Raw genomic sequence first — 15,093 nt, forward strand, 5'->3', positions numbered from 1 at the left:
TGATCTCCCCCCTTGTGGGGAAGATGTCCGCCAGGACAGAGGGGGATATCCGACGCACGCGCCCGCCGGCCATCCTCCCATGACCGACCTCCAACCCTTCCTCGCCGCCCACCCCGACAGCATCCTCGTCGACATCACCGGCACGCAAGGCTCCACCCCACGTGAGGCCGGAGCCTTCATGCTCGTCTCGCCGGCGGCGCTGTGGGGCACGATCGGCGGCGGACAGTTCGAATTCATGGCGATCCACAATGCCCGGCAAATGCTGGCGGGAACCGGCGGCGCGGCGACCATGGATATCCCGCTCGGCCCCGAAATCGGCCAGTGCTGCGGTGGGCGTACACAGTTGCGATTCCGCCAACTGACGCAGACGTTGAAAGACGAGCTGGAAGCGAGGCTTGCCAGCGAGATCGAGTGTCTGCCGGAAGTCTATCTCTTTGGCGCCGGCCATGTCGGTCGGGCGCTGGCCGCAGCTCTTGCGCCGCTGCCGCTGTCAGTGACGGTGGTCGAAACGCGGCACGAAGAGCTTGCCAACCTGCCTGCTGCGGCGAAGACCCGGCTGGTGCCTATGCCGGAGGCCCTGGTGAAGGATATACCAGCCGGTGGCGCAGTCGTCATCCTGACGCACGACCATGCGCTGGACTTTCTCATCGCCCGTGAAGCGCTGGCAAGGGAGGATCTCGCCTATACGGGCATGATCGGTTCCGCAACCAAACGCGCAACCTTGGCAAGCTGGCTTTCCCGCGAAGGCGGCGAACGCGCCTGGATGGAGCGATTGACGCTGCCGATCGGCGGCACGGCGGTCAGGGACAAACGCCCCGAGGTGATCGCCGCAATGACCGCCGCCGAAATCCTGACGGCGCTGGCGGCCTATCGTTTGCAGGCGTCCTCGTAAAACGGATCGCGTCCATCCAGGAAACCAAGATCGCGTTTGACGCGGTCAGGCGCAGCATCGAGATCGAGGCGGGGCAGCCGGCAGATACGGCCGACCAGCCGTCCGGCGAGACGCTTGAACACACCCACGCTCGGCTGCGAGCGCTTCTCTTCGATAGCAAAGCAATCCATGACATCACCTCGTCAGTTTGATGGTATGGGTTGCAGTTTGCCGCCAAAAATGCTGCAATTCCAATCGAAGGACCGTCTGCCTGCATCAAGAGAACTTATCCATGAAACTTTCGAAACAGTTTCCGCTGAATGCGTTGCGCGTCTTTGAGGCCGCTGCCCGGCTCGGTAATTTCACCAAGGCCGGCGACGAGCTCGGCATGACGCAGACGGCCGTCAGCTACCAGATCAAGCTCTTGGAGGAGAATGTCGGCGAGCAGCTCTTCCTGCGCCGCCCCCGCCAGATCGCACTGACGGAGACCGGCGAGCGGCTGGCGCCGAAGGTGACGGAAGCCTTTGCGATGCTGCACGACGCGATGGCGACGGCGCGCGACAGCGTCGAAGGCACGCTCGCCATCAGCTCGACCCACACCTTCGCCTCGAAATGGCTGGCGCCGCGCCTCGGCTCCTTCCATTTGAAGCATCCGGCGATCGCTGTGCGCTTTCAGGCGACCTCCGATATCATCGACTTTTCCCGCGAGCAGATCGATGTCGGCATCCGCTGGGGCGACGGCAACTGGCCGGGGCTGGCGCTGCACCGGCTGATGGGGCTTGAGTTCACCCCGATGCTGAGCCCGAAGCTGGCGGAATCGGCCGGCGGCATCAAGGAGCCGCGTGATCTCCTGAAGTTCGATCTCTTCGACGCCGGCGACATCTGGTGGAAACAATGGTTCGAGGCAGCCGGCGTCACCGACACGGATCTCGATCGCCGCCCGCGCAACCAGCTCGGCTCCCAGGCGGTGGAAGCCGATGCGGCCATGTCAGGCCATGGCGTCGCCATCCTCAACCCGGCCTTCTATACGGCCGAGATCGCGCTCGGCCGGCTCTATCAGCCCTTCGAGCTGACCCGCAGCGACGGCAAGGCCTACTGGCTCGCCTATCCCGAAAACCGCCGCAATGTGCCGAAGATCAAAGCCTTCCGCAACTGGATCCTCGAAGAGATGAAGGCGGCCGGGGATTAGAAGCAGGCATCGCAATAGCCTCAGAATCCCATCTCCGGCGCATAGAAGCAGCGCGGCGTATCCTCATTCGGGAAAAGACAGAGGTGGTAGTCCTCGTCGCCGGATTGCATCGCTTTGGTCATCGGCAGCAGGAAGACATGCGCATGCGTGACCAGCCGGTGGTCGCCCGGCAGCAACGTTACGCGATATCCGCCCGGCGTCACCGCCACGCTTTTCGAAGGAATCATCTGGCAGTCGCCATTGTGACTGTCGCCGTTGCAACAATAGGGGTCATAACTCCACCCCGAGGGTGCGTCATGAGCCGTCGCCAGCGACGCATATGCAATCATCACACACGTCAAAATGCTGCGCATGGCATCTTCTCCGTCGATGAATGCGCCGCCGCTGATCCACTGTTCTTATTTCATTCCGGCGGCCTGAAACATAATTGTAACCGGATCGTCATGGTTTCAAGACCCGCTGTATTAGCGGACCGAGTATAAGTCAGAGATAATACACACCTTCTCGGCAGCTTTTAGGCACCGGATAGCAGTTCGACGATGCGGCCGCGATCGGCAGCTTCGACAAAACCATCGGAAATCATCAGCGGAGCGCCGAAGACCTCGACGAGACCGTTGCCGAGGATCAGACCTTCACCGTCCCTGCATGCGAGAATGTAATTTGCCGTCGCCTCGCTGTAGCGCAACAGCGAAGGGAGATAACCGGGATCATCGTTCACATGCGGAAAGAACTCGAAAGGCACCAGATCGAAAGCCGCGCCATCCCGCACGGCATCCGGCGAACCGCCGGAAAACAGCGCGTCGGCGGCGATCGTCGGCGTCATCAAAATCGCCCCGGCGCTGCGGCAAGCCGCCGGTCCATCGGCGGGTTTTCGGCGATGAACTGATCGCTGTAAAGCGCGGTGATCATGCCATTCCCCCCGGGTTCACCACCGTTGCCAAAATCGGCGTCCTGTGCGGTTCTTCAATCTCCTCTTCCCTCCCCGCCAAAATTTCCGCAATGTCACGAGTCGGAGGAAGTTAGGGGAATTCGATGTATGAATATGCCATAGCATGGGAATGGCTCGCCTTTGCGGCGCGCTGGTTCCATGTCGTCACCGCGATCGCCTGGATCGGATCGTCCTTCTATTTCATCGCGCTCGATCTCGGACTGGTGAAACGCCCGCATCTGCCGCCCGGCGCCTATGGCGAGGAATGGCAGGTCCATGGCGGCGGTTTCTATCATATCCAGAAATATCTGGTGGCGCCCGCGCAAATACCGGAGCACCTGACCTGGTTCAAATATGAGAGCTATTTCACCTGGATATCCGGCTTCCTGATGCTCTGCATCGTCTATTATGGCGGCGCCGACCTCTTTCTCATCGATCGCCATGTCCTCGATATCAGCCCGCCGATGGCGATCCTGATCTCGCTTGCGTCGCTCGCCTTCGGCTGGATCGTCTACGACCTGCTCTGCAAGTCGCCGCTTGGGCGCAACACCTGGGGACTGATGGCGGTGCTCTATGTCGTGCTCGTCTTCATGGCCTGGGGGTATACGCAGCTTTTCACCGGCCGCGCCGCCTTCCTGCATCTCGGCGCCTTCACCGCAACGATCATGTCGGCCAACGTCTTCATGATCATCATCCCCAACCAGAAGATCGTCGTTGCCGATCTTATCGCCGGCCGCACGCCCGATCCGAAATACGGCCAGGTCGCCAAGCAGCGTTCGCTGCACAACAACTACCTGACGCTCCCCGTCATCTTCTTCATGCTGTCGAACCACTATCCGCTGGCCTTCGGCACGGCATTCAACTGGGTGATCGCGGCCCTGGTCTTCCTGATGGGCGTCACCATCCGCCACTGGTTCAACACCACGCACGCCAGGAAAGGCCGGCCGACCTGGACCTGGATCGTCACCGTCATCCTTTTCATCCTGATCATGTGGCTTTCGACGGTGCCGAAGCTGCTAACCGGCGAAAAGGATACGGCGGCGGTGGTGCCCGCCTTCCAGCAATTCGCCGGCGATCCGCATTTTCCCGCCGTCAAACAACTGGTCGCGACGCGCTGTTCCATGTGCCACGCCGCCGAGCCCGTCTATGAGGGCATCGTGCGACCGCCGAAGGAGGTGATGCTCGAAAACGACGCGGAAATTGCCGCCCATGCTCGGGAAATCTATATACAGGCGGGGCGCAGCCATGCCATGCCGCCCGGCAACGTGACCGATATGACGCCCGGCGAACGCAAGCTGCTCGTCGCCTGGTTCGAAAGCGCAGTCGAAGGCAAGAAACAATGACGACGACACTCCTGCGCGGCCGCCTGCTGTCCTTTCATCGGGCGCCGCTGAGCCTGGCCGATAGCCAGAGTTATCTCTACGAGGAGGATGGCGGTCTGCTGATCGAAGATGGGCTGATCGCCGCAGTCGGCCCCTATGCCGACATCAAGTCAAAGGCAGCCGCGGATCTGGCCGAGATCGATCACCGCCCGCATCTGATCCTGCCCGGCTTTATCGACATGCACCTGCATTTTCCGCAGATGCAGGTGATTGCCTCCTATGCCGCCAACCTGCTCGAATGGCTGAACACCTATACCTTTCCCGAGGAGTGCCGTTTTGTCGAAAGCGCACATGCGCAAAGGATCGCCACGCATTTCTACGACGAGCTGATCCGCCACGGCACGACGACGGCGGTCGCCTATTGCTCAGTGCACAAGGCCTCGGCCGACGCCTTCTTCGCCGAGGCGATGAAACGCAACATGCGCATGGTCGGCGGCAAGGTGATGATGGACCGCAACGCGCCGCAGGGCCTGCTCGACACGCCCGAGATGGGCTATGACGAGACCCGCCAGGTGATCACGGAATGGCATGGCAAGGGCCGCAACCACGTCGCCATCACTCCGCGCTTCGCCATCACCTCGACGCCGGCGCAGATGGAGGCGACAGCAGCCCTTGCCCGGGAATTTCCCGATTTGCACATCCAGACGCATCTGTCGGAAAATCACGACGAGATCAAATTCACCTGCGAGCTCTATCCCGAGGCGATCGACTACACCGACATCTACGCCCGTTATGGCCTGCTCGGGCCGAAAAGCCTCTTCGGCCATGCCATCCACCTCTCGGAGCGCGAAGCAGATGTCATGAGCGAGACGGGTTCGGTCGCCGTCCACTGCCCGACTTCGAACCTCTTCCTCGGCTCCGGCCTGTTCCCGCTGAAGGCGCTGGCGCGGCGCGAAAAGCCGGTGCGCATCGGTGTGGCGACCGATATCGGCGGCGGCTCCAGCTATTCGATGCTGAAAACCATGGACGAAGCCTACAAGATCCAGCAGCTGCTGGGAGAACGGCTGAACCCGCTGGAAAGCTATTACCTGATGACACGCGGCAATGCCGAGGCGCTGTCGCTGGCCGACCGGATCGGCACGCTGGACCCCGGCACCGAAGCCGATCTCATCGTCCTCGATGCGGCCGCGACCCCGGCCATGGCGCTGAAGCTGGAAGCGGTGAAGACCTTGCCCGAGGAACTCTTCCTCTTGCAGACGATGGGCGACGACCGGGCCGTCGCCGAAACCTATGTGGCGGGCGTCGCTTCGAAAGCGGGGCTTCGATGACACCGCCTGCCCCCCAATAAAAGCCTTCCGAGGACTGTACGAACATCTTTCATTCCGTTGAATATTCTCTTTCCACCGATCCGCCGCGGAAAGCAGCCTGACGCGCCCGATTTCCCGTAACGCTCCTCGAAATTTCGTGTTAGGCCGGCTGATCGCATTCAGATGTGAAGGTTCAATTCATGGCCACTCCGCTCACGATCGCCGATCTGAAGCAGCTTGCACAACGCCGCGTGCCGAAAATGTTTTTCGACTATGCGGATTCAGGCGCCTGGACCGAATCCACACGAGAGCGATTTCAGCCGGATCAAGCTGCGCCAGCGGGTGCTGGTCGACATGACCGACCGAACGCTGGAAACGACGATGATCGGTCAGAATGTGTCGATGCCGGTGGCCTTGGCGCCGACCGGCCTGACCGGAATGCAGCATGCCGATGGCGAGATGCTGGCGGCGCGCGCCGCCGAGGAGTTCGGCGTTCCCTTCACGCTGTCAACGATGAGCATCTGCTCGATCGAGGACGTCGCATCGGTAACGACGCGCCCCTTCTGGTTCCAGCTCTACGTCATGCGGGACAAGGATTTCGTCCTCGGCCTCATCAACCGCGCCAAGGCCGCCAAATGCTCGGCGCTGGTGCTGACGGCCGATCTGCAGATCCTTGGCCAGCGTCACAAGGACCTGCGCAACGGCCTGTCGGCGCCGCCGAGATTCACGCCGAAACATGTCTGGCAGATGGCGACCCGGCCCTTCTGGTGCCTGGATATGCTGAAGACCAAGCGCCGCACCTTCGGCAATATCATCGGCCATGCCAAGAACGTTTCCAATATCACCTCGCTCGCCGCATGGACGCACGAGCAGTTCGATCCGCGGCTCTCCTGGGCCGACGTCGCCTGGATCAAGGAGCAATGGGGCGGCCCGCTGATCATCAAGGGCATCCTTGATCCGGAGGACGCCAGGGCAGCCGCCGATACCGGCGCCGATGCGATCGTCGTCTCCAATCACGGCGGCCGGCAGCTTGACGGCGCTCCCTCGTCGATCAGCATGCTGCCTTCGATCGTCGATGCCGTCGGCGGCCGCATCGAAATCCATCTCGACGGCGGCATCCGCTCCGGCCAGGACGTGCTGAAGGCGATAGCACTCGGCGCGAAGGGCACCTATATCGGCCGCCCCTTCCTCTACGGCCTCGGCGCCATGGGCAAGGAGGGCGTCACGCTGGCGCTCGGCATCCTCCGCAAGGAGATGGACGTCACCATGGCGCTCTGCGGCAAACGCGACATCAACGACGTGAACGCGTCGATCATATCGTGGCAAGGCTCAAACAGAGAAATCGGCACCGGCTGAACGCGCCGATGGCGCGGGCAAGACCTGCCGGACACGCAACGGCATGCCACTCAGCCTAGCGGCTGGCCGCCGCTCGCATTGAGCTGAAGGATCGCGAAAATCACGAGATAGAGGACGAGCGCAAACCGCTGCTGCCAGACGATGCGGCGCGATCCGGCAATCCGGCTCTCGAGGCCAGGCGGTGCCCCGTCAGGCTTGCGAAGCTGCATCCGGGATAGCAGGTCGTCGACGGCGGCAAGGCCGGCGGCCTCTGTCTCATGGCTCGATACGAGGCGAAACAACAGCGCATCGAAGAGAAGATGGATCGCCAGCGCAAGGACAATCCCGCAGAAAACCAGCATCAGGAGCCAGCCGAGCGTTGGGGCGAGGCCTCGATATCCCCCGGTGATCGGGCCGGCAATCAGTGGCAACAGCGCTATCAGCCCGCAGAACATTGAATTGCGGCCGAGATTTCGCGCCGTCGCGGAGGCCGCGGTTTTCCACTGCGTCATTGCACGCCTTCCTTCGCAGCATGGATACTTTCCACAGGCAGATAAACACGCCGCCCCGCGCGTTCGATCAGCTGCAACGCCTCGGCCGGATTTTCGCAACGTCGGCTGATGACCAGCCAACTTACGATGACGCAGGCGCTCCGCTGGAAACCGAGCGCGCAGCAGACGAGGACTGGTCCCTGATGGCGCGCAGCCTCAATGACATCCGCCGCGGCTCGCGCCTGGATCTTGTCGAGGCCTGTAAGATCGAGGGCGGGAAAGCTGCACCAGCGCGCCAGCGTCCCGCTCGGGCGCTGAAGTTCGCCGGTCATGTCGATCACCGTGGCAAAACGGTCGGCCTCGCGGCGACGCGGAAAACGACCGAGATGGACGCCATCAGCGATCACCACGGATGCCGGCATTTTGCGTGTCCAGAGCCAGACGTTGATGATAGCGCCGAGCCGGTAGGGTGCCAGCAGCCAGCGGCTGGCAAGCGCGGCCCGGCCATCGGCGCGTTTCAGGAATATCTGCGGGCCGGCGCCGAAATATCCGACGGCGACGATCGCCAGCGCAACAGCCGGCCAGAGCAACAGAAGTGCCGCGGGTGATAGAGGAGTGCAGAGCGCTGCAAGGCCGAGAAATGCGGCGGCGCCACCGAGATAGCAGATGCCAAGACGGCGCGACTTTGGATCGCCGCTCACAGTAAAATTCGCAAGAGGGGAAGCGGCATCGCACGGAAAAAGCCAGACGGCAAACAGACCGAGCAGCATGCCGGTCGGTATGTCCATGACGTGATGCTGCCACGTCGTCAGCACGGAGGCGCCGATCAGGAAGCACCAGACGTGCCAGAGAAGCCGCGCCCTGCGCGGCAACCGGCCGCGCAGATGGTCCCAAATCACCACCAGCAGCGCGACATGCAGCGACGGCGCCTGGTTGAACGGCTTATCGAAGCCACCGAGGACGGCAAACATGAAACCGGGCAGACCGCTCGTGGCCGGTCGTACAAAGATTGCTTCGAGCGGAAAGGCAATAAAGCAGACAATCGCTATCATCTGGATCGTCAGATAGCGCCTTGCGAGCCTATCCACATCGCGCGGCGTCGTGTTGATGAACAGGCAGAGCGCGTAGAACAAGTTGATTGACCAGTATGGAATGATTGTCCATGCCAGGAACGGAATGGCGCTTTCCCATGCGAAGGCGATGTTCGGCACATGAGCGCGTTGCGATGCCAGCCAGTTGGCGCCGCCATAGGTCAGATAGAAGAACGGCGCCAGGACGGCGAGCCAGAGCGCCGCCCGCTTCAGGACCGTCGCCGTCTGGAAAAGAGTGGAACCTGCCTGCCCCAACGGCTTGCCCTCAAATTCTTTCCGCCAGGGAGACGGTGAAAATGCCCCACTGGTCGATGCGCTGTTCGATCTTGCGGAAACCGGCTGCGGCGACCAGTTGGTCCATTTCTTCTTGCGTCCGCCGCCGCATCACCCAGGCTTGGCCGCCGCGGTGGGAGGTCAGGGCGCGGGCGATCATCTCCAGTTGCGGATGCCATGGCTGGTTGGTGTAGACGAGCAGACCACCGGGCCGCATCGCGCGGGCGATCCCGTTGAGCGAGGTAGAAATCATCCCGTTGTCGGAGAAAAGCTCGTAAAGGCCGGAGACGATTGCGAGATCCGGAGCCGGCGTGATTGCAGCCAGCCCCTCGCCGTTAAAGGCATCCTGCTGGTGAAAGCTCACGAAATTACTGAGGCCGCGCGTGGCAATGCTGTTGCGGCCGGCGTCGACGTTGATGGGGGAATAATCCTGCAGTCGCGCACTATCGGGACGCACGGCAGCCGCCTCGATCGCATCGAGGACATACCGGCCGTGCCCAGCCGCTATGTCGAGCATATGAGTGCTGCGGCCGGCTGCTTTCAGGCGCTGCAGCCCGTCCTCGATCAGCTCCTGCAAATGCAGCTTGCGCTGCCTGATGCCGCGCCAGCCGATCGCCTCGAGGAAGACCTTGTCAATCAATCGCCCGCCGGGACCGAGCCCCCGCGGCTTGTTCTCATAGACGTAATCGAGCGTCGAACCAGAATCGAAACCGGTCTTGACCCCGATCTTTATGCCGTCCGACACCAGCGCGCCGAGCCTGATGTTGAGACGGCTGAGCGCCCAGTAGATGCCGCGTGGGGACGTGGCGTCGAGAGGGCTGGCGAGCCGGTCGGCCTCATCCTTGGTATAGCCCTGGACATGGGCAGTGCGAAGATCAGCAGGCGCCCGGGGCTCGGCGAACCGCGCATCGATGAAACGGCGGACCTCGGCGAGCGCAATCGCGCGATCCCTCTCGCCCAACGTGTCATGATAGAAGCCGGCAAGCACATGCCGCTCCTTGATGCGGCTGCCGAGGTTTTCGTAGAACCGATGCTGCGGCGCGTGTCGCACCACCCAGTCACTGCCGGAGATCAGCAGCTGGGTCGGAACCGTGATGGCACGGGCGTCATCGACGACACGGGCCGCGGCTTCGTAAAGCTGCAACAGAATGTTGGAGGCGATCGGCCGGGTGATCAGTGGGTCGGCTTCAAAGGAAGCGATGCGCTCCGGATCGTGCGTCAGAAACCTCGCCTTGACGTAGGAATTGACGAAGAATGTCCCCTTGAGCTTCTCCCAGAGCGCAATGCCTTCTCTCGCAAAGGGCACGTAGAGCTTGACGCTGAAGGCGGGTGAGGCCAGCACGAGCGCACGGATCTGTGGCGCATAGTCGTGCACCCAGGTGGTGGCGAGGACCGCGCCTACGCTCTGCGCAATAACAGCGATGTTTTCAACAGCAGTACCGCTTGTCTCGCTGACATGGCGGACGAAGCAATCGAGATCACGCACCGAGGCAGCGAAGGATGGCGAATAGCCGCGCTCTCCCGGTGAACGTCCGTGACCGCGTGCGTCCCAGGCGTACAAGGCAAAATTATCGAGACCGAGCTCGGTGGCAAGATGCGCGACCCGGCCGCTATGCTCGTGGCCGCGATGGAGAAGAATGATTGCGCCCTTTGGTTCAGCGCCGGTTGCGGGCCAGACCCGATAAAAAAGACGAGTACCGTCATACGACACAAATTCGGATTCCCGCACTGGTCTGGCCGTCGAGGACGGTTGCACGCTGTCGGCAGTTTGCAGCACGGTCTTCTCCAATTCTGCTTGGTGGATGGGTTGCAACCATTGGCGCAACAGTGATTTGAATTCATTGCAGAAGTCTAGTCGCAAATGTAAGTCTTATGCGAGAACCAGTGTGAAGTATGGGCTTGCCACAACGACGACGAACTGCACCGCCGGAGCCCGGATTGATTTTTCCGATACCACGAAAGTTCACTGAGGTAGCATGTCTATTTATCAATTGAAGTCCGGATTTCAGAATATTCTTCGCCCACTCGTGCGCTCCCTCGCGGCGCGAGGTATAACCGCCAATCAAGTGACGTCTATTGCCGCCGCCGTCTCGGTTGCACTTGGCCTGTTTCTGAGCGTCGCGCCGCTTCCGCATTGGTTCCTGCTGGTGCCTGTATGGTTTCTGCTGCGCATGGGCCTGAATGCCATAGACGGCATGCTCGCCCGCGAACATGGGCAGAAGAGTATTTTAGGCGCTTATCTGAACGAGATTGGTGATGTCGTGTCGGATGTCGCCTTGTATTTGCCCTTTGCGCTGATCGATCCGAACGGCTTGATGCCGGCATTATCGGTCATATTTCTCTCGGCGCTGACGGAATTTGCCGGCATCCTGGGCCAATCGGTCGGAGCAAGCCGGCGTTACGACGGACCGCTGGGTAAGAGCGACCGTGCGGTGCTTTTCGGCGCCCTCGGCATCTATGTCGGAGTTGGTGGCGGGTTTGCGGGATGGACCTCGTGGCTTTGGGCAGTGGTGGCTCTATTTCTCATCTGGACCATCATCAACCGTATCAGCGCCGGTATTCGCGAGGCGCAAGCGGCCGCTCGATAAACGCGGAGCTGATCCGTTCTCCACTTGTGACGTGACCGGGAAGCTGCGCCGAACTCTGCTCGCTCTTTTCAACTATACGTTAAGTAAGGCTGTATTTTTTCGCGCACCTCTCTTGAAAGCACAAAAGCGGTGCTTTATGTTTCCGTGATGGCAATCACGAGCAAGACACCGCACCCATCGCTCCTGCGCTACATGCTGGCTCCTGACGAGCAGGCCCGGCAAGCGCTCGACGACACCATTGCCGCGTATCGCAGGATGATCGGGATCCTGACCGAACTCGTCGACGACAGGGCCGGCGCCAATCTCGTCGTCCTGCATGAGCTTGCCTATGAAACCGTTCGCGAGCAAACGGGTCTGCCGGCAAGACTGGTGACACTCGGCCTTCGCGATTTCGCAACCAATCGCGGCACCATCGCCGACCCGCCGCAACTGCCACTCGACGACAAGCTCTTTGCCATCAAGGGACCCGCCGACCTGACCATCGCCACGGTGCACGGACGCGTTGCCGTGCCCTTCGATGTCGCCGGATATTCCCGCGGATGGGAGAGCATTTTTCCGGCCTACCTCGTTGCAGGACCGGATCATTACGAAATTCATATCGGCGTCACGCCGAATTCCGCTCGTATGGAGGAAAACATGACGAATGAAGGCATTCTTTCACGCATGGGCCGCCTGATCGCGGGTATCGCGAATGCGGCGATCGACAAGGCGGAAGGTGTCAACAAGATCGCCGTGATCGAACAGGCGATCCGCGAGATCGATGCGGCGGCGGACGAGGCCCGCAGCGACCTCGGCAAGGCGCGCGCCGAGGAATACCGCATCCAGAGCCGCAAGGATGAAATCGCCGAAGACATGAATGCGCTCGATGGGAAGATCCGCTTGGCGGTCTCCTCCGGGCGCGACGATCTCGCAAAGGCCGGCGTCGCCCGTCAGATCGATCTCGAATCCCAGATCGCAGCACTCGACAAGGCGCTGGCCGATGCCAGGGACCAGGTGGATGAGGGCCAGAAAGCCCTGCAGGCCGTGCTCGCCACGCGCCGCGAGGCCGACGCCCGTCTTGCCGATTTCAAGCGCAGCATCGCCAGGCATCCCGAAGAGGCTCTCGCGGGCCACAACAGACCGACGCCGGGCGCGGACGCCGCCCGCGCCGCCGCGGCGGTCTCGCGGCTGACCGGCGTTCCATCAGGCGAACATGCCCATAGTTCCGAACTGGACGAACTCGACCGATTGCACCGCGAGCAGGCGATAGAAGCCCGCCTTGCGCGCTTCAAGGCGGATAACCGGTAACGCCGATGGGACTTTTTCTCGCTCCTGAATGCCTTCCCTTTGCGATCGCCGCCGCCGTGCTTGCCGGTCTGACCGTGATCGAGATGCTCGCGACCGTCATGGGTTTTTCAATCACCGAGCTTCTCGGAAAACCGGATTTCAACGGCCATGACGGTTTTGCCGGTTACCTCTCCTGGCTCAATGTCGGCGGCGTCCCCCTGCTCATTCTGCTGATGATGGCACTCGGCTTCTTCGCTATTGCCGGTTTTGCAGTACAGGCGGTCGCCGGCGCGTTCTGGGCGCCGCTGCCCGCCGCTGTCGCCGTCGTTCCCGCCTTGACGGTCACCTTCCCCATGGTCAGGGCATCGAGCCGCACGGTGGCGCGGATCGTCCCGCACGACGAGACCTATGCCGTTGATCTCGATACCCTCATCGGCCGGACCGGAGAAGTGTCGCTTGGGCCGCTCGATCAGGGACTGCCCGGCCGCGTCCGGGTCAAGGACCAGCACGGGAACTGGCATGTTCTGAGAGCCAAGGCGGCCAAGGGCCAGGAGCCGCTGAAGATCGGCACGCAGGTTCTCCTCGTCGATCGCAAGGCAGATGTGTTTATCGCCATTCCAGCACTGGTGGACCCCATCGGTGCAAGCAATCAATCTTTCAGGGAGCAGCCATGATGTACGACATTCTTCTACCGGCCGGCATTAGCATCGTTCTGATCTTCGGCATCGGCTTTGTTCTCGCCTCGCTTTACACGCGCTCCAGCCGTGACGAGGCCTATGTCCGCACCGGTCTCGGCGGTCAGAAAGTCGTGCTCGACGGCGGCTCTGTCGTCCTGCCGATCTTCCACTCGATCGCCAGGGTAAACCTGAAGACGCTGCGCCTCGAAGTCCGCCGCGGCGAAGGCGATGCGCTCATTACCAAGGACCGCATGCGGGTCGATATCGGCGCCGAATTCTATGTGCGTGTGAAGCCGGACGCCTCCTCGATCGCGCTTGCCGCCCAGACGCTCGGCAGCCGCACCAATGACGCCGAGGCACTGCGCATCCTGATCGAGGCGAAATTCGTCGACGGCCTTCGCTCGGTCGCAGCGACGATGAACCTCGACGCGTTGCAGGAGCAGCGCATGGATTTCGTCAAGGCGGTGCAGGAAGCGGTGGGCGCCGATCTCCAATCGAACGGTCTCGAACTCGAATCCGTGTCGCTGACGCGCCTCGACCAGACTGATATCAAGCATTTCAACGCCAACAACTTCTTCGATGCACAGGGTCTGGCGGCACTGACCCGCATCACCGAGAGCCGCAAGAAGGAGCGCAACGAGATCGTCCGCGACACCGAAGTCGCCATTGCGCAGAAGGATCTCGAGGCCCGCCAGCAGTCGCTCGCCATCGAGCGGACGAAGCGGGAAGCCGAGCTCAGCCAGGAACGCGACATCGCCAATAAATCCGCCGCGACGCGCGCCGAAACCGCTCAGCAGGAGCAAGCGGCAAAACGTGCCGAAGAGGAAGCCCGCATCGCCTCCGAGCAGGCGATCGCCGAACGCGAGGCAGCTGCCAAGCAAGCCCGCGAAAGCGCGAACATCGATGCGGCCCGCGCCGTCCAGCAGCGTGATACCGAAGCCAAGCGCGACCTTCAGATCGTCGCCCAGGAAAGCGCCATCGCCGTTGCCAACAAGAGCCGCGAAGAGTCCGAGGCGAAGGCGGCTGCCGAAACGGCCCGCGCTACCGCGATCGCGGCAGAGGAAAAGGTCGGCACCGCCAAGGCGATCGAGATTGCCGAGCGCGAAAAGCAGATCGCCGTGATCGACGCGCGCAAGAAAGCCGAAACCGAAGCGACTGCCGTAACGGTCGGCGCCGAGGCCGAGAAGCAGGCTGCAATCGACCAGGCGGAAGCCATCAAGACGCTCGCGACCGCCGAAGCGGATGCGGCGATCATCAAGGCAAAGGGCATTCTCGAAACCGGCCGGGCTCAAGCTGAAAGCGAGGCCCTGCTCAACGAGGCCCGCAACAAGCTCAGCCAGACCATCATCGAGTTCGAAATCACCCGCGAGCGCATTCGCATCATTCCCGAAGCGCTTGCCGAGGCGGTCAAGCCGATCGAAAAGATCTCCGACATCAGGATCTTCGACACCGGTGGCATGCTCGGCCGCGGCGGCGCGAACGGCGACAGCGGTATCGGCATGGGCGACGGGCTGGCCGGTCAGTTGCTCGCCTACCAGGCCAACAAGCCGATCCTCGACAAGCTGTTGAAGGAGGCGGGTTTCGAAGGCGATAATGCGATTTCATCCCTGCTTGGCAATCTCGACAGCGCCAAGCCCGCCGCCTCTCCCGTCGTACCGGCCGCGCCCGCCGCACCGGCGCAGGCGGTTATCGCCGCTGCACCTCCGAAGGATTAATTTCCTAATGCATGTCGGTCGGAAGTGTACAGCGGTTCCG

13 protein-coding genes and 2 pseudogenes are annotated in these 15,093 nt (G+C 61.9%); 9 read left to right on the top strand and 6 right to left on the bottom strand.

Annotated elements, in window-relative coordinates; all coding sequences use genetic code 11:
* Window positions 1–79: 79 nt before the first annotated feature.
* Window positions 80–892: a xanthine dehydrogenase accessory protein XdhC gene (gene xdhC / locus GGI60_RS04385; RefSeq protein ID WP_183912281.1), complete on the top strand. Its 813-nt coding sequence runs from the start codon at window positions 80–82 to the stop codon at window positions 890–892.
* On the opposite strand, the gene GGI60_RS04390 is transcribed toward xdhC, so the two are convergent.
* Window positions 868–1,062: a hypothetical protein gene (locus tag GGI60_RS04390; RefSeq protein WP_183912278.1), complete on the bottom strand. Its 195-nt coding sequence runs from the start codon at window positions 1,060–1,062 to the stop codon at window positions 868–870. The genes xdhC and GGI60_RS04390 overlap by 25 nt on opposite strands.
* A 101-nt stretch (window positions 1,063–1,163) precedes the next feature.
* On the opposite strand from GGI60_RS04390, the gene GGI60_RS04395 reads away from it, so the two are divergent.
* The gene (locus GGI60_RS04395; RefSeq protein WP_183912276.1) at window positions 1,164–2,060 is read left to right on the top strand and encodes a LysR substrate-binding domain-containing protein; all 897 of its coding nucleotides are present in this window, start codon (window positions 1,164–1,166) and stop codon (window positions 2,058–2,060) included.
* Window positions 2,061–2,080: 20 nt separating this feature from the next.
* Here the strand turns inward: GGI60_RS04395 and GGI60_RS04400 are convergent, their stop codons facing one another.
* The gene (locus GGI60_RS04400; protein ID WP_183912274.1) at window positions 2,081–2,413 is read right to left on the bottom strand and encodes a hypothetical protein; all 333 of its coding nucleotides are present in this window, start codon (window positions 2,411–2,413) and stop codon (window positions 2,081–2,083) included.
* A gap of 161 nt (window positions 2,414–2,574) precedes the next feature.
* Window positions 2,575–2,904 (bottom strand): annotated as a pseudogene (locus GGI60_RS04405) (peptidase E); the annotation flags it as partial.
* A 188-nt stretch (window positions 2,905–3,092) separates the two neighbouring features.
* Between GGI60_RS04405 and GGI60_RS04410 the strand changes: the two are divergent.
* The 3 genes and pseudogenes from GGI60_RS04410 (at window position 3,093) to GGI60_RS04420 (ending at window position 6,973) form a co-directional block, all read left to right on the top strand.
* Window positions 3,093–4,331, top strand: coding sequence for a urate hydroxylase PuuD (locus tag GGI60_RS04410; protein WP_183912272.1), 1,239 nt, complete (start codon window positions 3,093–3,095; stop codon window positions 4,329–4,331).
* Window positions 4,328–5,638, top strand: a complete 1,311-nt coding sequence (gene guaD, locus GGI60_RS04415) for a guanine deaminase (RefSeq protein WP_183912270.1) — start codon at window positions 4,328–4,330, stop codon at window positions 5,636–5,638. Before GGI60_RS04410 ends, guaD begins: the two co-directional genes overlap by 4 nt.
* Window positions 5,639–5,817: 179 nt before the next feature.
* Window positions 5,818–6,973, top strand: a pseudogene (locus GGI60_RS04420) (L-lactate dehydrogenase).
* Between the two features lie 50 nt (window positions 6,974–7,023).
* Here GGI60_RS04420 and GGI60_RS04425 read toward each other — a convergent pair.
* Genes GGI60_RS04425 through GGI60_RS04435 form a run of 3 tightly spaced genes read right to left on the bottom strand, consistent with a single transcriptional unit; the run spans window position 7,024 to window position 10,584 of the window.
* On the bottom strand, window positions 7,024–7,464 hold the full coding sequence (locus tag GGI60_RS04425) for a hypothetical protein (protein WP_097665175.1): 441 nt from the start codon (window positions 7,462–7,464) through the stop codon (window positions 7,024–7,026).
* The gene (locus GGI60_RS04430) at window positions 7,461–8,789 is read right to left on the bottom strand and encodes a phosphatase PAP2/dual specificity phosphatase family protein (RefSeq protein WP_183912267.1); all 1,329 of its coding nucleotides are present in this window, start codon (window positions 8,787–8,789) and stop codon (window positions 7,461–7,463) included. The genes GGI60_RS04425 and GGI60_RS04430 overlap by 4 nt, the downstream gene beginning before the upstream one ends.
* A gap of 10 nt (window positions 8,790–8,799) precedes the next feature.
* Entirely contained in the window at window positions 8,800–10,584 is a 1,785-nt protein-coding gene (locus GGI60_RS04435; protein ID WP_183912265.1) for a bifunctional alpha/beta hydrolase/class I SAM-dependent methyltransferase, read from the bottom strand.
* A 199-nt stretch (window positions 10,585–10,783) separates the two neighbouring features.
* Here GGI60_RS04435 and GGI60_RS04440 point away from each other — a divergent pair, with 199 nt between their 5' ends.
* The 4 genes from GGI60_RS04440 to GGI60_RS04455 all read left to right on the top strand — a co-directional run bounded on the left by GGI60_RS04440 (window position 10,784) and on the right by GGI60_RS04455 (window position 15,053).
* Window positions 10,784–11,395, top strand: coding sequence for a CDP-alcohol phosphatidyltransferase family protein (locus tag GGI60_RS04440; protein WP_183912263.1), 612 nt, complete (start codon window positions 10,784–10,786; stop codon window positions 11,393–11,395).
* A gap of 147 nt (window positions 11,396–11,542) precedes the next feature.
* The gene (locus tag GGI60_RS04445) at window positions 11,543–12,682 is read left to right on the top strand and encodes a PspA/IM30 family protein (protein WP_183912261.1); all 1,140 of its coding nucleotides are present in this window, start codon (window positions 11,543–11,545) and stop codon (window positions 12,680–12,682) included.
* A 5-nt stretch (window positions 12,683–12,687) separates the two neighbouring features.
* A complete protein-coding gene (locus GGI60_RS04450) occupies window positions 12,688–13,335 on the top strand; it encodes an OB-fold-containig protein (RefSeq protein ID WP_183912259.1) in 648 nt (215 codons plus the stop codon).
* Window positions 13,332–15,053, top strand: coding sequence for a flotillin family protein (locus tag GGI60_RS04455; protein ID WP_183912257.1), 1,722 nt, complete (start codon window positions 13,332–13,334; stop codon window positions 15,051–15,053). The genes GGI60_RS04450 and GGI60_RS04455 overlap by 4 nt, the downstream gene beginning before the upstream one ends.
* Window positions 15,054–15,093: the final 40 nt, after the last annotated feature.

This window comes from Rhizobium lentis, assembly GCF_014200175.1.
In the GTDB taxonomy this organism is placed as follows: domain Bacteria; phylum Pseudomonadota; class Alphaproteobacteria; order Rhizobiales; family Rhizobiaceae; genus Rhizobium; species Rhizobium mulingense.